15 protein-coding genes are annotated in these 25,403 nt (G+C 32.2%); all 15 read left to right on the forward strand.

The window, feature by feature from the left end; genetic code table 11:
• Positions 1 to 33: 33 nt before the first annotated feature.
• Complete coding sequence (locus ACJJVK_RS03765) at positions 34 to 2,130, forward strand: T9SS type A sorting domain-containing protein (RefSeq protein WP_405563314.1); 2,097 nt, start codon at positions 34 to 36, stop codon at positions 2,128 to 2,130.
• A gap of 4 nt (positions 2,131 to 2,134) precedes the next feature.
• Positions 2,135 to 3,562: a sulfatase gene (locus ACJJVK_RS03770; protein ID WP_405563317.1), complete on the forward strand. Its 1,428-nt coding sequence runs from the start codon at positions 2,135 to 2,137 to the stop codon at positions 3,560 to 3,562.
• Positions 3,563 to 3,608: 46 nt separating this feature from the next.
• Positions 3,609 to 5,072, forward strand: coding sequence for an alpha-L-fucosidase (locus ACJJVK_RS03775; protein ID WP_405563320.1), 1,464 nt, complete (start codon positions 3,609 to 3,611; stop codon positions 5,070 to 5,072).
• A gap of 506 nt (positions 5,073 to 5,578) precedes the next feature.
• Positions 5,579 to 8,704: a TonB-dependent receptor gene (locus ACJJVK_RS03780; protein ID WP_405563322.1), complete on the forward strand. Its 3,126-nt coding sequence runs from the start codon at positions 5,579 to 5,581 to the stop codon at positions 8,702 to 8,704.
• A gap of 43 nt (positions 8,705 to 8,747) precedes the next feature.
• Complete coding sequence (locus tag ACJJVK_RS03785; RefSeq protein ID WP_405563325.1) at positions 8,748 to 10,169, forward strand: BspA family leucine-rich repeat surface protein; 1,422 nt, start codon at positions 8,748 to 8,750, stop codon at positions 10,167 to 10,169.
• Between the two features lie 111 nt (positions 10,170 to 10,280).
• On the forward strand, positions 10,281 to 11,147 hold the full coding sequence (locus ACJJVK_RS03790) for an SGNH/GDSL hydrolase family protein (protein WP_405563328.1): 867 nt from the start codon (positions 10,281 to 10,283) through the stop codon (positions 11,145 to 11,147).
• Between the two features lie 2 nt (positions 11,148 to 11,149).
• Positions 11,150 to 12,631, forward strand: a complete 1,482-nt coding sequence (locus ACJJVK_RS03795; RefSeq protein ID WP_405563331.1) for a sulfatase — start codon at positions 11,150 to 11,152, stop codon at positions 12,629 to 12,631.
• 106 nt (positions 12,632 to 12,737) lie between these two features.
• The gene (locus ACJJVK_RS03800; protein ID WP_405563333.1) at positions 12,738 to 13,298 is read left to right on the forward strand and encodes a hypothetical protein; all 561 of its coding nucleotides are present in this window, start codon (positions 12,738 to 12,740) and stop codon (positions 13,296 to 13,298) included.
• Between the two features lie 117 nt (positions 13,299 to 13,415).
• A complete protein-coding gene (locus tag ACJJVK_RS03805; RefSeq protein ID WP_405563336.1) occupies positions 13,416 to 15,515 on the forward strand; it encodes a T9SS type A sorting domain-containing protein in 2,100 nt (699 codons plus the stop codon).
• Positions 15,516 to 15,712: 197 nt separating this feature from the next.
• A complete protein-coding gene (locus tag ACJJVK_RS03810) occupies positions 15,713 to 17,500 on the forward strand; it encodes an arylsulfatase (protein ID WP_405563338.1) in 1,788 nt (595 codons plus the stop codon).
• Between the two features lie 11 nt (positions 17,501 to 17,511).
• On the forward strand, positions 17,512 to 19,338 hold the full coding sequence (locus ACJJVK_RS03815) for an alpha-L-fucosidase (RefSeq protein ID WP_405563341.1): 1,827 nt from the start codon (positions 17,512 to 17,514) through the stop codon (positions 19,336 to 19,338).
• Positions 19,339 to 19,382: 44 nt separating this feature from the next.
• Positions 19,383 to 20,810, forward strand: coding sequence for a family 43 glycosylhydrolase (locus tag ACJJVK_RS03820; RefSeq protein WP_405563344.1), 1,428 nt, complete (start codon positions 19,383 to 19,385; stop codon positions 20,808 to 20,810).
• A 66-nt stretch (positions 20,811 to 20,876) separates the two neighbouring features.
• Positions 20,877 to 22,601 carry an arylsulfatase gene (locus ACJJVK_RS03825; RefSeq protein ID WP_405563346.1) on the forward strand — a complete coding sequence of 575 codons (1,725 nt, stop codon included), beginning with the start codon at positions 20,877 to 20,879 and terminating at the stop codon, positions 22,599 to 22,601.
• Positions 22,602 to 22,731: 130 nt separating this feature from the next.
• Positions 22,732 to 23,784 (forward strand): glycoside hydrolase family protein, encoded by a 1,053-nt coding sequence (locus ACJJVK_RS03830; RefSeq protein ID WP_405563349.1) that lies wholly within the window; start codon positions 22,732 to 22,734, stop codon positions 23,782 to 23,784.
• A gap of 40 nt (positions 23,785 to 23,824) precedes the next feature.
• Positions 23,825 to 25,387, forward strand: a complete 1,563-nt coding sequence (locus tag ACJJVK_RS03835) for an alpha-L-fucosidase (RefSeq protein ID WP_405563351.1) — start codon at positions 23,825 to 23,827, stop codon at positions 25,385 to 25,387.
• Positions 25,388 to 25,403: the final 16 nt, after the last annotated feature.

The raw sequence follows: 25,403 nt of genomic DNA on the forward strand, positions 1-25,403 counted from the left end.
ATAAACCGTATTTCATATAATCATACTATAAAGATGAAACTTAAAGTAGTTTTTATAATTTGTTATCTAACTACTGTAACTGTTGTTAGGTCTCAGACTATTGGCCCTGAATATATCAAAAACACATTAACAGAAGCTGGTGTTTTTAATACCCCAAGTTATACTTTTACAACGGACTATGATGAATATCGTGAACACGATAATATTAAAGGCTTATTTATTGATGCACTTGATAGTAATGGACAACCAACAAAAGTATTTTCTTGGTATGGTGTTCCAGAAAACTTAGTATCTGGAGAAAAAGCACCAGCAGTAGTTTTAGTACATGGAGGAGGTGGAACTGCTTTCCCTAATTGGGTAAAACAATGGACAGATCGTGGTTACATAGCTATTGCAATAGCACACGAAGGGCAATTACCTGGAGCAAAAGATCCTTGGTATCCTACTTGGGAATTTTCAGGCCCAAGACGTGCTGGTTTTTTTAGAGATGCAGATGAAACGCTAGATCAACAATGGTTTTATCATGCAGTAGCAGATGCAATTTTAGCCAATAGTCTTTTAAAAAGTTTTCCAGAAGTTGATGAAAATAATATCGGTATAAACGGTATTTCTTGGGGAGGCATATTAACAAATGTAATTACTGGAATTGATCAACGTTTTAAATTTTCAGTACCTGTTTACGGTTGTGGGTATTTATATGATAGCCCACATTATAGTCAAGATTTATTGGTGATGAGTGATGCAGAAAAAGAGTTTTATTATAACAATTGGGAACCATCATTATATATTCCTTTACAAACTTTACCCGTTTTTTATGTAAACGGAAATAATGACAAACAATTTGCGATGAATATTGCTACACCCAGTTATAATCTTATACCTAGTGAAAAATATCTTCGCATAGAACATCTTATGAAACATAGTACAGTAGCTGGATATGCTCCTGAAGAAATCTATAGTTTTGCAGATTTTATCACTAAAAATGGTAAAGCACCTGTTACAGTATCAATTGATAATGTACAAAATAATAGTGTAACTGCTTCGTATGTTGGAGATATACAAAGTGCTGTATTACATTATACAACAGACGTTGACAACTGGGAACAAGACACTTACGATTGGCTGAATGTACCTGCTACAATTAATCAAACTACAAATAAAATTACAGCTGAGATACCAGAAAACACAAAATATTATTACATCAATGTAACTACAGATAACGATTTTATCTATAGCAGTGTAATGAAAGAAGTAATTGACACATCAAAAACCACTGTTGAGGTTTCTATAAAAGCAACAGAAAATACGACATACACTTCTGGTGCAGTAACTATGATAGGTATTGGATCTGTGCCAGAATCTGATGCAACTTTTGAGATAGAGATAACAGTTACACCAAATGGTGATTTTACAACCTATCCAAATGCAGTAATTGTTTCTGGAACAAGTGATAATAACGGAACTTCAACGACCAAAAGTTGGGGAATTAGTGATGATGGAGCAAATGCCGCAAATGGAGATAGAATTTTTCAAGGAGATCAACAATTAACAGCCACAATTAGTGATGCTAAATTGGGCGCAATTTCAGGGACAAGCGGTTTAACAGCAAATGATATTACAATAGACACATTTAAATCAATTACAATTTCAAATGGTCATAATACAGGTGATCGATTTACTTTTTCAGCAGATAATTCAGCAGATATTGAACTAGGAAGATTTAATGGAGAAGCCATCAAAATTGTAGACTTAGTAACAGAAGCATCAGATACTAATATAGAGTCTTTTACCATCAAAAACGGATCAACAGCAACTAACAACAAATGGGCCGTAGAAAACATTTCTGTTTTGGTTGATGTTGATGTATCAAACATAACTTTAGGAGTCAATAACACTATGAAAAAGATACAAGAATCTTTTGTAATTTTTCCTAATCCTGCAAAAAATACACTTACCATTTCCTATGATTTTGATGATATTGAAATTTATAACTCGTTAGGAAAAAAAGTAAAAAACTATAAAATCAATAATAAAGTTTTAAATATATCTAACTTAAATAAGGGGGTTTATATAATAAAAGCAAAAACAAATAAAGGCAATACATATTCTAAAAAATTTATTAAATTATAACTATATGAAAATAAAAATAGTAGCATTTTTTTGCGCAGTAATTTCTTTAAGTTGTGTATCATCAAAAGCACAACAAAAGGTAGAAAAAAAACCAAACATCATTTTCATTTTTGCAGATGACTGGGGTTATGGAGATATAAGTGCACATGGCAGTACTTGGATAGAAACACCTCATATTGATAAAATGATTAAAGAAGGTATGGATTTTGCGAATTTTACAGTAAACAGCCCTGTATGTTCACCAAGTAGAGTTGCAGTGATGACAGGTCAGTTTCCTGCAAGGCAATCTATTCATCAACATTTTCAAGGATGGAAAGCACATAAAAAAAGAGGGATGCCAGATTGGATGGACGCTACAGATATGTCGTTTCCAAAACATTTTCAAAAAGCAGGTTATACAACTGCTCATTTTGGAAAATGGCATTTAGGTTGGAAAGCAAAAGATGGTCCTAAAGAAAGCGATTATGGTTATGACGAATATGCAACGTTTAACGGTTCAGGAACAATAAGTATTCCTAAATCTAAATCTGTAGGTGTAGATTATGCAGAAAACTTCATCAAAAAAAATAAAGACAAACCATTTTTTATAAATCTTTGGCTACATGAAGCACACACAGCACATTATCCACAAGAACGTTTTATGGATAAGTTTGGTAACCTAGATGAACAAAAACAAGTATATGCTTCCATTATTGCAGAAGGTGATGAAGCTGTTGGTAGAATCACGAAATTGTTAAAAGAATTAAACTTAGATGAAAATACATTAGTGGTTTTTTCTACGGATAATGGTCCAGAATGGGAAGGTTCAGAAAAAGAAAAACTACATAAAGGCAATGAAGAAAATGGTGTAGCAGGTCTTGGTAAATATTATTCTGTTGGTGAAACTGGAGGTTTAAAAGGACAAAAAAGATCTTTATTTGCAGGTGGTATTCGTGTACCATTTGTGGCTAAATGGCCAAAAGTTATTCCTGCAGGTGTAGAGGATAAAAATTCTGTGGTAACTGCAGTAGATTTATTACCTACATTTTTCGAGGCAGCTGGTATTGCAATGCCAAAAGATTACAAACCTGATGGAGAAAGTATGATGTCCGCTTTTAAAGGGAAAGGATTGGAAAGAAGTAAACCTATTTTTTGGGAATGGAGAGGTGGCTCAAATCAAGATTATACTTGGCCTTCATTAGGTGTCAGAGATGGAGATTGGAAGTTAGTTGTTGATAAAACTGGAGAAAAATATGAGTTATTCAACGAAAAAGAAGACTGGAAAGAAGAGAATAACCTTGCAGAAGAAAATCCTGAAAAAGCTAAAGAATTGCTAACTATGGTAAACAACTGGAAAGCAACTTTACCAACAGAACCAAGAGCTAATGCATTATCTTCTGTAAGAAATAAAACAAAAGCTAAAGGAAACAAGAAAAAGAAAAAGAAAGAATAAAAAAAGATTAATTGTATCAATAATCAAAATTTACTATTTACTTAATATGAAACATACTGCTAAAATATTTTTATTATTATTTTTCGCAATAAATTTAGGTTGTAAAAAAGAGCCTGAACTTACTTATGAACAAATGAGTTCATCAAAAGAAAAATCTAAAGAAGCTTTTAATGATGCCAAATACGGTATGTTCATACATTGGGGTTTGTACTCAATACCTGGAGGTATTTGGAAAGGCAAAAAAATGGAGGAATTAAAAGGGCCTAGAGTAGCAGAATGGATTCAATTTGGCGCACAAATACCAAGAGCAGAATATGCAGCCTTAGCACCTCAGTTTAATCCAGAAAAATTTGATGCGGATGCCATTGCAAAATTAGCAAAAGATGCAGGTATGAAATATTTGGTAATAACGTCTAAACATCATGATGGTTTTGCAATGTATGACTCTAAAGTAAGTGAATATGATATTACTGATTCAAGCCCCTATCCAAAAGATATTGTACAAGAATTGTATGATGCTTGTAAAAAATATGGTGTAGATTTTGGATTGTACTATTCTCATAATATAGATTGGATGGACGCCAATGATTGTGGTTTGTCTGAATATATAGCATCTGGAGGAGAAATGCATGCCAGAGTAAAACGTAAAGCAGGTGTTAATACTTGGGATCCAAGTCCGAATACATTTTCAGAATATTTAGAGGATAAAGCATATCCTCAAGTTAAAGAAATTCTTACAAAATTTCCTGATATGACTAGTTTGTGGTATGATTATCCACACTATGTTACTCCAGAACAAAGTCATGAGTTTTACAAAATAGCCTATGATTTACAACCTAATATGTTAGTAAATTCTAGAGTGGGTAACGATTTAGGCGATTTTGATATTCCTGGTGATAATAAAATTCCTAAAGACCATTTAGCAATTACAAAACCTTGGCAAACTGTTGGCACAACCAATAATTCATGGGGATATAAATCTTATGATAAGGATTGGAAATCTGTTAAAGAGTTGTTGTTTTGGTTAACAGAAATAGTGAGTAAAGGAGGTAATTATATGTTGAATATTGGACCTAAAGCATCAGGTGAGGTTCCAATAGAATCTGTCAATAATTTATTAGAAGTAGGGAAATTTTTAGCAGTAAATGGTGAGGCTATTTACAATACAAGAAAATGGAAAGTTACCAAAGAAGGACCTACTAATATTGAAATGAATGGTACACACGACAGAGCAAAAAAAGCAGATTTAAAATTTGAGTTTGCTCCTCAAGATTTTTGGTTTACTCAAAAAGAAAATACAGTGTACGCAATTGCACTGGCATATCCACAAGAAAACGAAAAGGTGATTATTGAAAGCTTAACTCAAGAAAACTTAGCAGAAATAAAAAGTGTAACCTTATTAGGTGATGATTCAGAAGTATCTTGGAAACAAACCAATGATGGTTTGGAGATAGAATTAAATCAGAAAGAATTGAATCCGAATGGGTATGCTTTAAAAATTGAATATTAATATTTTATTTTCGAACAATAAAAACTAAAATACTTAGAAAATATTCTATAAAAATGATACTTTCATTGTAAACTCTTTCATATTTCCCAACAAAGTTCTTTTGAGTCAAGTTATAAATGATAGCTGTGATGTATGCAAGAATTCTTGGACAAATTAAAGTAGATTTAGTAGTTGTGTATTGGTATAATTACCTTTCATTTTTATTGAAGATTTAAAAAAATAATAGTTAAAGTTCCGAATCAATATCTTAGAAATTTTTGAGAAGTATTTAAGGTTTTATGTGGCAAAGATAATCTATCAAATATTTTTAAAAGCCTCTATGTTTTTATCAGTTTAATAAAATCAGCCGTTATTTTTTATTAAAAAGTAGATTTAAGCAACTGAATGGTCTAATTCAGCAATGATAAAAAACACATCCGTGGTATTTTTGAAAAACTAATTAATGTAACAAATAAAAAACTGACAATTAACACCTTACATACTAAATAATTAACTAAAACTAAATTATGAGAAATATTATAACCACATGCCTTCTAATGGTTTCTTTTTTTGCATTTGCCCAACAAAAAACCATAAAAGGTAAAATTGTTGATAAAAAAGGGGTACCACTTTTAGGTGTAAATGTTATTCAAAAAGGAACTAAAAACGGAACTAATTCAAATTTTGATGGCGAATATTCTATAACATTAAAAGGAAAGGGAAATAAATTAGAATTTAGTTTTTTAGGCTATAAAACAATAACCGTAATTGCAGATAAAGCAGTTGTAAACGTGCAATTAGAAGAAAGTGCACTCTCATTAGATGAAATTACTGTTACAGTGGGTTTAAGAGCAGCTCAATTAAAAGCTATTAAAGATAAAAGAGACTCGGATGATATTATAGAATCTATTACCTCAGAAGATATAGGTAGCTTTTCAGATAATAATACTGCAGATGCTTTAGAGCGCGTTGCTGGTGTTCAAGTAGAAAGAAATATAGATGGAACTGGGGGAGATAGAATTTCTATACAAGGTTTAGGACCAGAATTTGTAGAAGTAACCATTAATGGGAGGACTCCACTTTCAGCAGGAGATGATGGGTATAGTGGTTTAAGACAGTTTAACTTAGATGTTCTACCAACAGAAATTATTAGTGGTGCTACGATTAATAAAACTGGGGGAGCAGGAAGTTCTGGTGGTATTGGAGGAAATGTAAACTTTAATACTATGAGACCTTTAAATATGCGTTATAAAGGAGGTAAAAAATATTTTGGTGTGGTTTCTTCTAGGACTACAGCCAATAGTGACAAACCAGAATTGGGAAGCAGAAATTCAATGGCATTTGGAGGTAAAATTACCGATAAACTTGGTGCATTTGTAACTTACCTACAATCAAATGAGGTAACCGTTCAAAATTCATATGGTCTAGGAATTCAAACACCTAGAGATTATAGAATTGATATAAATGGTAACGGAGTATATGATGAAGGAGTTGATACTTTTTACGCAGCTATTGATAGTACGCATTTTGGACCTGCTAATGGTGGTGCTACTATAAATAAAAGAATAAATAAAAGAGCAGCATCGTCATTTGGTATTCAATACAAACCAAATAAGAAATTAGATATTATGCTGGATTATACATACACTAGTTTAGAGATTGATTCTCAAAGAGATGTTTTGCAAACGTTTTTTAATGGTTTTTATGGTGATAACACATTGTGGGCACCAGATGCCCTTGAGTTTAATGGATCTCATTTAACATATTTTGACATAGATGGTGCTGTAGATGCTGGGTATTTTATAAGAAGTAGAACAACTCAAACTAAGAATACAACAAAAAGTGGCTTAGGGGGTTTAAACGTTAGATACAACGCCAATAAAAAATTAAACTTAGCTGCAGATATATCTTATTCTACTATTGATTTTGTGGGTCAGACAGTAAATGCTGGAACTATAATATATAACCAGGATTTTGATGAATTTAATCCTCAAGATTTATCGTTAGATGTAAGAGGAGATAAACCTTCTTTTGGATACCCTAATATATATGATCCTAATATCTTTGATGGTGGCGTTCCAAATGTAGGAAATGCCAAAACAAAAAATATAGGAATTAAATATCAGGCTAAATTAACCGCAGATTATAGACTAAATAAAAACTTTAGATTAAATGCTGGTGTAACTTATGATTATAGCGATACTCAATCTAGACGATTTATAATAAACTCAAATACTTTTGTAAAAGAAAATGGTACTATTGGGCTTACTGCTGAGCAGTTACAGACTTATATAGATTTTGTTGATCAAGGTGATAGAACAGATGGAGTTTTCTTAGAAGGAGGTACTGGTTTAGATAATTGGTTAGCTAGTTCTGGTTTTGCACTTTTTAATGCAGATCCTGAATTTGCCTCTTATAATGGAGGAGAAGTTTTTAATTTTGACAAACATCTTTCAGAAATTCCAGGAGAAGAAGATAACGTTGGATTTACTCCAAGTAGATCGTATCAGATTATAGAAAGTAATCTTAAAGCATATTTGGATGTAAGGTGGATTACTAAAATTTTTGGTCGTAAATCAGTTTTTAGGTTTTCTTCATCAGTTGTTAAATATGATAATGCTTCTTCAGGATTTTCATCGATTGAGTTCTATGATCCTATAGATGATACAGAGACTGCGGATACTGGTTTTTCTCAATACCTTGTAACAGATAATACCACCATAAATTTCTTACCTAGTTTTAATGGGACGGTTGATTTAACTAAAAAGTTAAAATTTCGATTAGCTGCTAGTAAAAGATTATCAAGACCTAGAGTTAGAAGTTTACTGCCTAACAATACAATTAGATTGATAGATCCAGAATCAGAAATATTAGACCCTAATTCTGAAAACTATAGTCCTAATGATCCTAATTTTCGTAACACAATTACAGCAGGAAATGCTGCTTTAGTACCTAGAACAGCTTGGTCTTTTAATACTGCTTTAAGTTATTATACTAAAAATGGAGGTATTTTTACAGTGGGTGGTTTTTATAGAGATATTAGAAATAACTCTAGTATATTACGACTATTGGATCAACCATTTCCTAGTGTAGATCAAATAGGTATCGTAGCTCCTGAAGGATTTGAGGATACTTTGGTAGATATTAGACAACCTGTAAATAATGCATCCAATGCTCAGGTGTACGGGTTTGAAGCAGGGTTTAATCAACATTTTACTTTTTTACCAGGTTTTCTTAGTGGTTTCGGTTTTTCTGCTAACTTTACCTATACCGAAAGTGAATTTGTAACAAACCAAGGAATTGACTCACCACTAGGCTTACCAGGAACTTCAAAATATAGTGGAAAAGCAATTTTATATTACCAAAAGTATGATTTTACCTTTAGAGCTACGGGGTCTTACAGAAGTAATTATTTAAGCCGTCTTGGAAGTTTTGGTAATATAGGTCAAGATATAACTCAGTACACGATTGGAAACGCGGTATTTGGATTAAATGCTCAATATAACCTTGGTAAACAGATAAATATAAATATGAGTGTTTCTAATTTAACGGGGGCGGATAATCAAAAATATTTAGATAACGATGTAAATAATTTTTTAAATTTTACTGCCTTACAACCCGTATATACACTTGGTGTATTATATAGATTATAAAAAATTAAATATAAATTTATTAACAATTTAAAAATATATAGAAATGCTAAAAAAAATAATATTATCGCTTTTTTGCTTAGCTATAATGGCTTGCGAGCTAGAAATACCTAAGTCAAATTTAATTATTATTGATAGTGATGCAACTTACACACAACTTGGTCATACAGCTGTGCCAGGAGGTCATATAGGTGTAATAAGAAGAGTGGCTAGCCTTACACTAGAAGAAGGAGTTTTTGATTTACTTGCAGAAGAAACCCTAGTAGACCCAACCATAGAAGAAGCAAGTCTAGACGGTTTTACCTTTCAACTTATAGACCAATCTGTAGAGAATGCAATTGAGTTAAGTAGCACAGGTGTTATTACAATAAATGATATTAATGCTTTTGATCCTACCAGATATGATCGTATCACTGTAAATTATGTAGCATTTCTTGAGGATAAATCTAAAGAAGGTACTTTTTTTATTGATATTATTATTGATACTACAAATTCTGAATTTATAACGGAATGGAATGTTGAAGCAGGAAGTACCATTGTACTGCCTTTATATGCTGGAGACGACACAGACTATAATTTCACTGTAAATTGGGAGAATACTGGTGATCCAGCAGATGATGTAGCCGTAACCTCTTTTGATGATCCAGATGCACAACATACTTTTGCTGATGCGGGTTTAAAAACTATTACCATTAAAGGTTTGATTAAAGGGTTTAATTTTGGTCAAAATGGAGCTAGTTCATCTAATTTTGTTGATGTAAAAAAATGGGGTTATATGTATTTTGGTAGTCAACCTAGCGTGTTTCAATGGTGCGATAATTTAGTGGAATTTACAGCAACAGATAATCCTTTAATAGGAAGTACAACCAATATGCAACTAATGTTTTTTAACGCACGTGTTTTTAATGGTGATTTAAGTGGTTGGAATGTTTCTCAAGTTACCTCTATGCATTCAACTTTTAGAAATTGTTTTGCTTTTAATGGTGATATTAGCACTTGGGATGTTTCTTCAGTTACTACTATGTATCGAATGTTTTTTAATAGTCCAGCTTTTAATCAAAACCTAAATAATTGGGATGTTTCCAATGTTACTGAATTTGGACAAATGTTTAGAAGATCAAACGCTTTTAATGGTGACATAAGCAATTGGGATGTTTCTGGTGCAACTAGTATGGGGCAAATGTTTAGACAGGCAGCTGCTTTTAATGGTGACATAAGCAATTGGGATGTTTCTAATGTTGTTGGTTTTACCTCATGTTTTCTTCAAGCAACATCATTTAATCAAGATATTTCAGATTGGACAGTTTCTTCTGCTTCAGATATGGCTACTATGTTTAGTGGTGCAACAATTTTCAGTCAAGATTTATCAGGTTGGGACACGAGTCTTGTTAGTACTTGTACCAATTTTGATCTTAACTCAGCATTAACAGAAGATCAATTACCTAAATTAGGTTGTTTTGGATTCTAACCTATACTATTTATATACAAAACTAAAATTAACACCCTCATAAACATACATTTATAAATCCTTACTTTAAGTAATATCTTATATTAAGTAAGGATTTAAAAACTAAAAAACATGGAGAGACGAAAGGCTATCAAGTTAATAGGATTATTTGGGTTAGCATCTTGTGTGCCAACTAAGCTTTCAAGTCAGGTGGTAAATAACACTTGTGATATATGTAAAAATGCTTGGGAAAGTTTAGGGAAATTTACTAGAAGACGTTATCAATTTAGATATATAAAACCTTATACTAATTTACCAAAAGTCTTTATTTATGGAGATTCTGTATCTATTGGATATACTGAATATGTTAGAGCGTCTTTAAAAGATAAGGCATGTGTTTATCGATTACATACAAATGGACAATCTAGTAACCATTTTATTGCTAGAATGGAAGCAATGAGAAAAAAAATGTTTCAACCTTACCTAAAAGGAGGATGGAATTTTCAATGGGATGCTATTCATTTTAATGTTGGTTTACACGATTTAAAATATTTAGCAGGTAAAAAATTAGATAAAGAAAATGGAAAGCAAGTATCTACTTTAAAAATCTATGAAGATAACTTACATAAAATTATAAAGTATCTTAAAGCAAATTACCCAAAAGCAAAATTAATATTTGCTACCACAACTCCAGTACCAGAAGGTGCAGAAGGAAGGTTTGCAGGTGATTCTATAAAATATAACAAAGTGGCCTTAAATGTAATGAAACAATATCCTGAGGTTCTTGTTAACGATTTATTTACGTTTTCAGTTCCTGTTTTAAAAGAGCATGGTGTAAAAAAAGGAGACGTACATTATAAAGCAGAAGGTTCTCGATTACAAGGTATTCAAGTTTCAAAAAAAATTGCAAACGCAATAGGTATAAAACCTATTGAATGCCCATCAACAGATATTATTAATGCTCAATTTAAAGCATACGAATCTAAAAAGAAGAATTAAAAATGAAGTATAAAAGTGTTTTTTTTATAATGATGTTATTTGGCTTTTTAAGCCTACAATCTTGTAATTCTCAAGTTCAAAAAGAAAAAAAACCGAATATTATTTTCTTTTTTACTGATGATCAATCTTATGATACTCAGAAAGATTTTGGTAATCCAGATGTAAAAACACCAAACCTAGATATTTTGGCAAGTAAAGGAGTTGCTTTTAAAAGACATTACAATACTACTGCAATTTGCATGGCAAGTAGAGCAAACGTTATGACTGGGCAATTCGAGTATAAAACAGGTTGTAATTTCGATCATGGTTCTTTAAAAACAAAACAATGGTCTACCTCCTACCCTGTTTTATTAAGAGAAGCAGGTTATAATGTTGGTTTTGCTGGAAAGTTTGGTTTTTCAGTTTCTGATACCAATGGAGGATGGAAAAAAGAAGGTGAAGTTGCAAAAAAAGATTTCGATTTTTGGGCAGGTAGTCCACATCAAACATCATACAAAACAATAGAAAATAAATCTTTAGCTAAGTATGCAGAAGAATATCCACATAGTACACGTGCTTATGGAGCAGCAAGTATAGATTTTATTAGAAAATCTGTAGAAGAGGATAAACCTTTTTGTATGAGCGTATTTTTTAAAGCACCTCACAGACCAGTTGAACCAGATCCAATGTTTGATTCTATTTATGCAAACACTACTTTTAGAAAATTACCTAATTATGGAAGAGAAGCAGGAGAACATCTTTCAAAACAATCTAAAATGGGTAGACAATATCCAAGATTTGAAGGATGGGGTTATGATAAGGATGAAACGTATCAAGAAGCTTTACGAAAATACAATCAATTAATTTATGGTGTAGATTATTCTATAGGAATGGTGTTAGAAGAATTGAAAAAATCAGGTTTAGAAGAAAATACAATTATTATTTTTTCTTCTGACAATGGATATTTCAATGGTTCACATGGTTTAGGCTCAAAAGTATTGCCTTATGAAGAAGGTGCAAGAACTCCACTTATTATTGTAGATCCAAATCAAAAAAATAAAGCAATTAAAACAACGTCATTATCTGGAAATGTAGATATTTCTGCAACAATTCTTGATTATGCAGGTGTAAAAATTCCTGAAGTTTACGATGGTAAAAGTTTAGCAGAAGTATTAGAAAATCCTAACAAACAAGTTAGAAATACATTGCCTATCATTCAAGTTTGGGGGCCAAAAGCTACACACTGTTTAACAGTTATGGACAATCAGTATAAATATGTGTATTGGTATTATGAAGATAAAGAAAAAGGAATTCATCCAACAGAAGAATTATTTGATATAGTAAATGATCCTTACGAAATGCAAAATATTGCAAATCAATCAAAGTATCAAAGTCAACTTGAAGAAATGAGAGCATTGTATGATCAACAATTAGAACATTGGAAAAATGAAGGTGTTAAATATAATGGATATGCAAAATATGAATCATTATTTGAAAGACGCTAGCAGTGTAAAATAGACTTTATTGTAATTAACAGAAAATTTAATATGAGGTTAGCTTTTATTCAAATAATGCTAGCTACATTTCATAACTTAATTATAATTTGAACTAATGAAACACTTTTATCAACTTACATTTATTTTAATTCTGATATTTGGTTGTTCTTCAACAAAAACAATAGATAATAGAAATACTAAATTAAACCCAACATCTATTAATCAATTTGTAATTAATGGTATACATCTGGGAAAATCCAATATTAATGATGCTAAAAAATTAGGATATACTCTTGAAAATTATGAAGATGGTTGTAAAACGATAGCTAAATGGGATGGTCAAACTTTTTGGGATCATAATTGTAATGGCTTATTAGAATCCATCAGCATAACTAAATATAAAAGTATGCCTCAATCATTAAAAGAGATGGGATACAATTTCTCATTATCTTATAACGAATGGATTGAACTTTTTAGAAAACAAGGCTATACAATAGAAATTAAGACGCCACCTCATCAAAAATTTGTAGAGCATAAAGGGTACGAATGTTTTACTGCTAAAGTTAGATTAACAAAATATAATATTAAAAGAATAGATTTAAATTTTAGTTTTCAAGTAGGTAATGAAAAATCAAAAAATACATTATGGCGTATTAGAATAGTTGCCAACGATTAAATTCAAGAAAACTTAGATAAACAATATTATATGTATGGTTACTTCTCTGCTTTTCCTTGACAAACTTATATTAAAGAGCTAGTACTTATCTTAAATTTATTGATAAAAAAAACAAATATGAAATCCTTTTTATTAATTATTCTACTGTTTTTTAGTTGCACTATTTTTTCACAAGAAGAGAAAAAAAATATTTTACTAATTCACGCTGCTCAACGTGATTCTCAAAATGGTAAATTTCCTTCTACTGGAGATGAAAGTTGGTATGCTGAAAGCACACAAATGAGTCAATCTGATGCTACTCTAGAATATATCACAGAATATTTACAAGGTCTTTTATCTTTAACTGATGATTTTGCAGATGTAAATGTAGATTTTAATAGTATTGGAGATGCCAATTCAATCGCAGATATTTTCTACGACCCAAAGTTTGCTGATACAAAATCTAATATCATCAATGGAGATTATAAATATGTTATCTTTTTTGATTCTGAACAAGCCTATACCTATCCAGAAATTATATACGAAGCCTGTAAGCAGTTTTCACAACCAATTTTAGAAGCTGGAGCAACTCCAATGTTAATGATGAATTATTCATCTTATATTGATGATGTAAATCAATTAGGAACGTCTTTTTATCGCGCAGCAAATGGAAATGGAATAGAAGTAATTCCTGCAGGTTATGCCATAAATACAGCAGGTTTACAAGGTAGAAAAGTGGGGATTGAAAGAGCTGAACAAGCAATGATAAGTGCAAGTGCTATCTATAGAAAAATAACAGGTTTTAATGCAGCTGATGCTAATTATATACCTACTTATGCAAATACAGATATAAATCCAGCATCTCAATATACGTTATCAAATTCTACAATTACTCAACTTGCTAATTATGCTACTACTGCTGTAGATACGCATCAAACTCTTGAACATTACAATACCAGTTACGAAAATGAAGGAGCTGTTGTTTATCGTAATTTAGACATTACAAACGCACCTTTTAATAGTGAAGTAAAATATTTTTATAAAGGCACAAGTACTCACGATTTTACAAAAGATAGGTTAAATACCATTATTAGTAACTCATTAACGGCCACTGAAAGAAAATTAAGCCAACAAGTTTTTGGCACAAGAGATTGGACTGCAGAAGACACTCCTTTAAGAGCAACCGTTTTTCAAGAAAGTGCAGACCAAGGTGTATTTTTATACGTTGGCGGAACAGATCCTGGTGCAAATGCTCAAGACATAATCAACTCAAATCAAACCAATATGATTCCTCTAGTTTTCGATTGGATTAAAGGTTTTGAAAGCGCTAGTGGTGTAACTTCAACAACAAATGCTTTAAATAACGACGCTTGTGCTGCTTTATGGTACAATTATCATTTTAGAGGATGGAAAACCATTCCGCTTACAGTAGGTATGGGTAGATTAAATGAAACGTTTTCTAATTTTATTGCAGCAGATGATGGTTTACACGTTTCAGATCCTCTTGTGTATATGAATGCAGCTATGATGATTGCATCTTCAATGGGTACAGAATTACCAATACCAGCAAATTTACCAACAAGAAGAGGAAGTTGGACACAAACACAGCTAGAAACAGCTATTAAAATGGGGCACGATTTGATAAAAGAATTGGCATATATGTCAGAAACTTTTGATTATGTTCCAGATAGTAATCTTTCAATTCAAACAAAATCTATTCCTAAAGTTAGCGTAAATCAGGCTTTTAATCATCAGTTAATGGCACAAGGTGGTTCAGGTAACTATACTTGGAAACTTATTTCAAGTTCAGCACTTCCAACTGGTTTGTCACTCTCTGAAAATGGTATAATTTCTGGCACAGCTACTACTGATTTTAAATATCAAAATGTTGCTTTTAAAGTTACAGACAGTAATGGAGCGTTTCGAAAAGTTGGTTTAAATTTAATATCAACCTTAGATGTTTTGGGTATTTCATCACCAGATATGATTACTGATGATATCTTCATTTATCCAAACCCAATTACCAATAACAAGCTAAATATTTCATTTTCTAAATCGTTAACTAAAGATGTTCAGATTGATTTATATACTTTAGATGGAAAGCATCTTGCTCAAAAAAACAATGCTAGTTCAAACCAAATCATAAAGCTTTTGGTTAACAATATTCCATCAGGTATTTACTTGCTGAAAATTAAAACGAAAAGCACAATAATCACCAAAAAAGTAATTATTAAATAGCATCTATTGTAATTATCGCTGTTTGTATTACTTATCTTTCATAAATGGGAGAATTCAGCAATACAAAGACCGAAAAGAGAGTGGTGTTTTGTGTTGTTAACTTTATGTTTGTTTAGCTCATAGTGTACATCTAGAATCATATTTAGAAAAAGAAATATGAATCAATTTTTCACTTAAACGAAAAGCGTAAACAACAAATGAATAATAGATATTGGTTCTTCTTTATAGTAAATTTAGCTTTTATGTATTCAGCTTTTTCTCAAACTGAATCACATAGAAAAGATAAACCCAATGTCATTATTGTAATCACAGATGACCAAGGAACTGGAGATTTATCTTGTATGGGAAATCCATATATCAAAACACCAAATATCGATAAGTTCTATCAAGAATCTGTAAGATTTACAAACTATCATGTTTCTTCTACTTGTGCACCTTCAAGAGGCGCATTAATGTCTGGTAGACATACCAACAGAGTAAATACATTTCATACCATTACAGGTCGCTCAATCTTATTTGAAGATGAGGTGCTGCTTCCGCAAGTTTTTGCTCAAAATGGATATACAAATGGAATGTTTGGCAAATGGCATTTAGGTGATAATTATCCTTATCGCCCAGAAGATAGAGGCTTTCATGAAGTAGTTAGAATTGGTGGAGGTGGAATAACTCAAGGACCAGATTTTTGGTGGAATGATGGTTTTGATGATACTTATTGGCACAATGGAGAATTACAAAAATACAATGGGTATTGTACAGATGTGTTTTTCTCTGAAGCTTTAGATTTCATCGAAGAAAATAAAGACAATCCTTTTTTCTGTTACATTTCAACAAATGCACCACATAAACCTTGGAATCTTCCTAAAGAGTATTTAGATATTTATAAAAATGCTGAAGGTGTTGGAGAAACCTATAAGCGTTTTTATGGAATGATAACCAATATAGATGACAATTTTAAATTGTTAGAGCAAAAGTTAGAAGCCCTTAATTTAAAAGAAAATACAGTCGTTATTTTTACTACAGATAATGGAAGTGCAGGCGGACAAAGAATATTTGATGCAGGTTTACGAGGAGGAAAAGGAAGTGTTTACGAAGGAGGTCACAGAGTGCCTTTATTTATAAGATGGCCAAATGGAAAAGTAACCGGAGGTAAAGATATTGATGAATTGGTTGCGCATTACGATTTACTACCAACCTTTGTAGACTTATTTGATTTTGATTTTAATCCGATGAAACCTTTGGATGGTATAAGTCTAAAATCATTACTTGATGATAAAAAATCAACATGGGAAAATCGTATTCTGTATGTAGATACTCAAAGATTACAAAACCTAATAAAATATAGAACTTACTCAGTAATGGACAACAATTGGCGTTTGGTAAATGGAAAAGAATTGTACAATATAAATGCTGATAAAGGGCAAACAAAAAACATCATTAAAGAACATCTAGAAGTTGCTAATCGTTTAACAGAAGGATATGAAAAATGGTGGCAATCCATCATGTCAGAAAAACCAAATGAAAGATATGGTTATATCAAAGTGGGTTCTCCAAAAGAAAATCCAAGTAGAATTTCTGCGCACGATATGTTTACAGGGAAACACAATGGCGCTTGGCATCAAGATGGCGCCTCAAAAGCAGTACAAGCTTCAGGTAGATGGAAAATTGAATTTGTAGAAGATGGTAAATATGCCATTTACTTAAGAAGATTTCCAAGAGAAAGTGGATTGGCAATTAATGCAACTTTTCCAGAGCAAGAAAAAAGAATTGAATTGCAAAAAACAATGGCTGGTAGTACAAAATCAGATTTTGAAAAAGCGTATTTGTATGTGGCAAATATCAACAAAGAGATAAGAATTAATACAGGAAAATCAGAAATAAAATTTACTGGAAATATTCCTGCTGGAAAATACGATATGGAAGCACAATTAATTGATAAAGATGGTAAAGTTTACCCAGCATACTATGTTTATATAGAAAAATTATAAAAAAAGAAACTATGAAAAAGTTAATAGCTATTATTTTTTTAACCCTAATTATAATGGGCTGTAAAAACAATAAAAAAGATGATATAACTTCAATTGATTTTGTTACTGAAACAATAGGAGATGTTGATTTTGGAAAAACAAAAATGTCTGATTATTCTCCTGAAATTAGAGAGAACATGAAGAAATTATATGAAGATAAATTCGGATTATTTGTTCATTTTGGACCCTATGCGCAACTTGAAGGAGAGTGGAAAGGTAAAGAAGGTGCTGCAGAATGGATTATGAGAAGAAGTTTTATCCCTGTTGCAAAATACGAAAAAGAAGCCGCTGGAAAGTTTAAACCTGAAAAATTCAATGCGAAAGAATGGGTAGATATTGCTGAAAATGCAGGGATGAAATTCATCGTGCTTACTGCAAAACATCATGATGGCTTTGCCATGTATAAATCAAAACATCCTTATAACTTATATGACTTTTCAGGATTTAATCGTGATATTTTAAAAGAACTGGCAGAAGAATGTAAAGAAAGAGACATGAAGTTGGGCTTTTATTATTCGCAAGATCAAGATTGGCACGAAAAAGGTGGTGCTGGTAATGATTGGGATTTTGGTAGTGTTATAAAACCAGCTGATGAATTTGATACCTATTTTAGAGAAAAAGCGGTTGCACAAATAAATGAGCTAACCACCAATTATGGTGATATTTTTATGGTTTGGTTTGATACACCTTTTCAAATTACAGATGAACAAAGTCAAATGATGATGGATGCTGTGAAAAAAAATCAACCAGGAGCATTAGTAAATGCACGACTAGGAAATGGCTATGGACATTTTGATGTTTCGATTGATAATGGTACCACACCAAGCGTAAGCAAAGCAACTTGGCTTTCAGATTTAAAAGTGCCTTGGCAAACACACGAATCTGTTACAAAAAATGGATGGGGTTATACATCACGTGGTGCAGAATTAGATCGTTCTGAAGATTATTCAGATTTTATTTATAGTTTATGTAGAATCGTTGGTAATGGCGGAGTTTATCTTTTAAATGTAGCACCTAGACCAGATGGAACCATTCCAGAATCGCAAGTAAACAGCATTAACGCTATTGGAGATTGGCTAAAAATAAATGGAGAAGCAATTTACGGAGCAGATCCAAGTCCGTTAAAATTCCCACCTTATGCCATTACTAGTAAACCTGGAAAAGTGTATTTACATTTTAAGGATTTAGAAGAAGATCAAGTAGAAATTTCAGGCATTTTATCCAAAGTAAACAAGGCCTACGTTTTGGCAGATGCGTCTAAACAATCCTTAATTTTTAAACAAAAAGGGGAACAAATAAGTGTTACAGTTCCTGAAAACTTAAAACAGCCAAGAGTAACTGTTGTTGTTTTGGAAATAGAAGATAAAGAAGCCAAAGTCATTGACGAAACTATTCAACAGCAAAAGGATGGAACCATAAATTTACCAGTGGCAAAATGTGAATTTGCCATTAGAAGAATAAGTTATGATTACGATAAAAAAGTAACAAATCGTTGGGGAGAAAATACCAAACAAGGTTTAATTTGGACGATTAATGTAACTCAACCTGGAACTTTTAAAATTAGTAGTGAAGATACAGGTGATGATAATTTTACCTACAATTTAATCACACCTAAAAAAACGATTGAACTTAATGCGAAAGGAACCATTGGAGGTTTGACAAAAAAAGAACAAAAAGGCAGTGTTACTTTAACCAAAGGAATTCATCAAATTAAAGTGTATCCTAAAATAAAAACGACTAAAAAAACAAAGCAGAGATATAAGTTTAAGGGACTAGAGCTAATTCCATTAACAGAATAACATCGTCTTAGAAATATTAAATTTCATAATAATGAATAATCAAAATGATTAAAAAAATAACATTTCTTCTTTTCGTAATTGGGCAATTTGTTTTTGCGCAACAAAACCCTATTCTTAAAGAAGGTGAGTCAAATTTTTTATATACTGCTGATCCAGCTGCAGAGGTTTTTAATGGTAAGGTGTATTTGTATTGTTCACATGATCAACCAAATGCTATTAATTATGAAGGAATGAAAGATTATGTAATTTTAGAATCATCAGATTTAAAAACTTGGATAAATCATGGAGTTTCTTTAGACCCTCAATTAGACAAAGGTTTTGAATATGCGCAATCTAATATGAATGCACCAGATGCTGTATATAAAGATGGATGGTATTATTGGTATTTTCCTAGCGATATTACTCACGTAGGTGTGGCCAAAAGCAAATCTCCAACAGGTCCTTGGCAATCTGCTGTCACCAATGAGATGACCACGATTTTTGATCCAACAGTTATTGTTGATGATGATGGTCAAGCATACATCTTTGGTAATGATCATTGGGTTGATATTGGAGAGAAGGGTTCACATATTATGGGAGCCAAATTAAAAGATAATATGGTTGAATTAGATGGACCTTGGGTTCGTTTAACAAAAGAAACTGTAAATGAAGCAGTACATGTTTTTAAAAGAAATGGAATTTTTTATTTCAGTGCTAGAGTTGGGCCAATTACTAAATATTGGATGGCAGATTCTCCTTTACCAAAAAACTATGCAACATTTAAAGGTGAACTTGCTCCTAATTCTCCAGAATCTCCAAATCATACTTCTGTAATAGAATTTAACGAACAATGGTATCTTTTTTATCATAGAGGAGATGTAAATAATGGTAATCGTTATAAAAGATCAGTTTGTTTTGATAAGATCACATTTCGAAAAGACGGAACCATAGAACCAATTGTATATACATTGGATAAAAATGTGGAAATAACGAAACCAGTTTATGCAAAACGAAAAAGAAGAGAACAGAAAAAGAACAATCCTAAAGGAAAACAAGTGGTTTTTGAAGCAGCTGAAAGTATTCGTTATGAAGCCGAATATTTTAGTTCAATGTCAGGTAATTTAAAAGTAGAAAAAATTAAAACGGATAAAAATAGTGAAAGCGTAATTCAGCTTTCAAAGAATTCTTGGTTGGGTTATACTGAAATTGAATTCGGCAAAAGTGCTGCACCATTTTCTTTTCGCGTAAATGTTTCTGCACCAAAAGAAGGAGCTAAAATTGTGGTACGAATTAACAGTCCTACAGGAGCTATTTTAAAAACCATTCCAATACCATCAACAGGAATAAACAATTACAAAACCATTGCAACAACACTAAATAGAGTTAGAGGAGCACAAACAATTTACTTATGTTCAGAAGGTGATGATGAAGGTATATTCAATCTAAATTGGTTTGAATGGACACCATCGAAAAGAGAAAATAAGAAGCACTAATATAGCATGATATTAAATAAAATACATCAATTCAAGATATATAAAAATATAAGACTCATAGTTTTAATGACTATTGTAGCATGCAGTTCAGTAAAAGAAAAAAAGAAAGTTAGTGAGTTAAAGTCTCAAAAACCAAATATAATTCTAATTATGACTGATGATCAGGGTTATGGAGATTTGGCTTGTCTTGGAAATCCGATTTTAAAAACGCCTAATCTAGATAAGTTGCATAGCGAGTCTGTAAGGCTTACCAACTTTCATGTAAGTCCATTTTGCACTCCATCAAGAGCAGCCCTTATGACAGGACGTTACCCAGGTAGAACTGGAGCATATCGCACCAGTAGTGGGCGTACCTTGCTTCATATAGATGAAAGAACAATGGCTAATGTGTTTTCAGAAAACGGATATACTACAGGAATGGTTGGGAAATGGCATCTAGGAGATAATGCCCCACATAGACCACAAGACAGAGGATTTCAAGATGTAATTTGGCATAAATCTGGAGGAGTTGGTCAAGCATCAGACTACTGGGGCAATGACTATTTTGATGATACTTATGAGCGAAATGGTAAAAATGAAAAATTTGAAGGCTATTGCACTGATGTATGGTTTAATGAGGCTATCAACTTTATAGAGAAAAACAAGGAAGAGCCATTTCTACTTTATTTAGCAACCAATGCACCACATGGACCTTATATTGTTGGTAAAGAATGGAGCGAACCATACAGAGACAAGGCTAAATGGAAATTCGGCCCTGAATTTTATGGTATGATTGCCAATTTTGACTACAACTTGGGGATTCTTAGAAATAAACTTGAAGATCTAGGAATAACTGATAACACCATATTAGTATTTATGTCTGATAATGGTACAGCAAAAGGGGCGAGTTTTAAAGGACTGAATTCAGAAGCATTGAAGGGATATAATGCTGGTATGCGAGGAAAAAAATCTTCGATTTATGAAGGAGGTCATCGCGTGCCTTTTTTCATTCATTGGCCTGATGGAGGTCTGCAAGGAGGAAGAGATGTTGATGCACTTACTGCTCATATTGATGTATTGCCAACACTAGCTGATTTATCTGGAATATCAATCTCAGATTCCCACAATCTTGATGGAATATCTTTTAAACCTATCTTGGAAAATTCTAAAAATGCAAAAAAACGAGACCATCTTGTAGTACAATTTCAGGGAGGGCCATTTTTTAAAGGTTCACCAAAAGAGTGGGAATATACATGCGTAATAAAAGATAACTGGCGATTAATTAACGGAACAGAACTTTATGATATTCAAAATGATCCTAGTCAAAAAAGAGATATTTCATCTGCCAATTCAGAAAAGGTAGCAGCGTTGCGAACACTTTACACACCGTTTTGGAAATCTGTTTCACCACGTATGACTCCTGTTTCTATTGATATTGGTAACACCAAAGAAAACCCTACGTTTTTATGTTCACAAGATTGGTACTTGCCTAGTGGAAATCCTCCTTGGAATTTTGGTTCAATCAAAAGACTTCCATCAGTTACTGGACCCTGGATGGTAAACGTTAAAAAAGCAGGTTTATATCGATTTACACTTCGTCAATTCCCTAAAGAAGCAGATAAAGTAATTAAGGCTGTGAGAGCTAAAATTCAGATAGCTGGAAAAGATGAGGAAATGAAAGTGAAACAAGGTAGCAAAGAGGTTGTTTTTGAGTTGGAAATCCCTGCTGGGAAAACGGAACTTATTACCTATCTCTATACAAGTGAAGGGAAAATGGGAGGAGCTTATTTTACTGAAGTAGAAGCACTATAGGATAGGAAGGTTTAATAACATATTCTTAAAGAATAGCCGAAATGAAAGCAAATTTATTCCCTTAAAAAAGCGAAGGGTTTTTTAAAAGGATTTAGAGTAATCAATTTTATGAATAATTATTAGAATAAATATGGATAGTAAACAAATAAGACCTTTTTTAGAAATAGTAATTTGTTCAGTTGCATTACTGATGCTATTTTCATGCAAGCCAAACTTAACTATTAAAGAATCTTTTTTTAGTAAATCACTTGTTCCTGGGAAATTTATTTTACCCGCAGAAGAAGGTTGGTGGAATTGGGGAATGTCTCCCATTTATGATGAAAACGGAAAATTACACGTTTTTATGTCTACAATTCCAAATAAAGGACGTTGGATAAAAGACAGTAAAATTGTTCATTTTACAGCAGATAAACCAGAAGGACCTTATCAATTTATTGACACCACATTTTCGAGTAAATCATCAACTTATCACAATCCACAAGTATCTAAAGTTGGAGATACCTATGTAATGGTGTATTTGGTAAAAGAAAGAACAACGCCAAGATTGGCACAACAAATAGGTATTGCAACTACAAAATCTTTGGATGAACCTTGGATAGAAAGTCCACACAATCCTATTATAAAAGCATCAGGAAAAATGAATGGAGCAAATATCATTCACGCTTCTAATCCTACTTTTTTGGTGGATGAAAATGGAAAATATCGAATTTATTACAAGTCAGTTACGGATAATCACAAAGATTTTAGAGAAATTTCTTTAGCGATTGGTGATAATTTAGAAGGACCTTATGAAAATTATCAAGAAAATCCATTAATATCTTATGCAGATATGGACTTGGATATAGAAGATCCTTATGCTTTTTATTACAAAGGGATGTATTATCTAATTGTTGAAGATCGTATGAACGTAAAAAGTGCTCTAGAAGGAAATCCAAAAACTTTAGGTAAGAAAGAATTAGGAGGAAAACGACCAGGTTTAATCTATAAATCAAAAGACGGAATCCATTGGGACAGACCAGAAATTGGATATAATACAAACAGTCATTATTTCAATCACGAATTGGCAAGAAGCGAAAGGCCTAACATTTTATGGGAAAATGGCAAACCAGCCTATTTGTTTTTGGCTTGTCACGATGAAGATCCAACAGCAGGATATTTCTTAAAAATTGAAAATTGGAAATAAAAAGTTAATTAATAAGGACAACTTTAAAATGTATATCAAAATGAAAAATAAAAACATTCTATTAGCGATTGTTTTATCTTTTATTTCAGTCGTAAGTTTTTCTCAGAAAAACCTTACACATCCATATTGGGCACCAAAAACCTGGCAGCTCAGAGCAGATGATATCACTACAATTATGGGTTTTAGAGCTCAATTGACTGGGAATTTGAATCACCTAGAAAGACCAACACCAGAAGTTGTGAACAATGCTTTTATCCGAGGTTTTTTTACTAAAGATGATGTAATGACTTGGGAAGTAGAAGCACCTTATGAAGCTGAATATAGCATTGCGCTTTTGTATACGGGTAGTAATAATATTCTTTCAAAATCAACATTTGAAGTTACTTCAGGAAATACAACAATTATTGAAAAAGCAAATATCAAAAATTGGGAAACAAGACCAATTGTACAAAGACATTATTTAAAACAAAATTTAAAACTCAAAAAAGGAATCAATAAAATCAGTTTTCGTTTAGTGACTTTTGGCAAAGAAATTGAAGGGAAAGTCAATAAAGAAATAAAAGCCAATACAAACAAAAAGCCAAATCCTTTTGCTTTTTGGTCCATAGAATTGGTACGTCCAATAGCACATACAGCCATTAAAGCCAGAGCAAAAGCTATGAAGGCAGATATACAATGGATGGTGGATGGAAAATATGGGTTATTTGTACATTTCTCATCAGGATCAAGACCATTTAATGGAGGTCCAAAATTAGGCGAACAGTATCAAAAATTGGTAAATGAATTTGATGTGGATGCTTTTGTAGAAAAAGTAGTAGAAACAGGTGCTTCTTGGGTTACGTTTACCTGTGCTCACGGAACTCAACATTGGCCAGGACCTAGTAAAACTATAGATAGCATAAAATCAGGTTTTACTTGTGAAAGAGATTTAATCAGAGAATTGATTGATGGATTAGAAAAACACAATATTCGTTTAATGTTGTACTACAACCCTAATAGTGGAATGGAAGATTTGTATGGTAATACCTATGGAAATGGTAAAACTCCAGATCCATCAGGATATTTCAATTTCTTAGAAGCTCATTTTCGTGAGGTAAGTTTACGATATGGTGAAGATTTAGCAACCACAGGAGGTTATATTGATGATGGAGGTTGGAAAATATATCAATTAGATCCACCTTGGGAAAAATTTGCGAAAGCCATTAAAGCAGGGAATCCAAATGCTCCTGTAGGTTTTAGTCAAAATCTATTCGCAAACTTAACGCCTTTTAGTGATCTAGTTGTTTCTGATGGATCAGGCAGAGTTCCTGAAATTCAACCTGATTTCTTATTTGAAGAAGGAGGACAATTAGAAGGACAATACCCAGCAAGTTGGTTTTATATGGATGGTTGGTCAAGTAGAGTTAAAAACGGAAAGTTTACGCAAAAACCTAAATTTTCAGCAGAGCAATATATTGAAATTTTTCAGAAAGCTGATCAAGCAAATATACCAATTACCATCAATTTGGTAATGACGCCAGATGTAACAAAAGATCACCCTATTTTTAATCCAGAAAGTATTGAAATTATGAAAAAGGTACGTAAAGCAGTAAAAGGATATTAATCAATAAAAAACATCA

The sequence above is a fragment of the Polaribacter sp. Asnod6-C07 genome (assembly GCF_045063625.1).
Taxonomy (GTDB): Bacteria; Bacteroidota; Bacteroidia; order Flavobacteriales; family Flavobacteriaceae; genus Polaribacter; species Polaribacter vadi_A.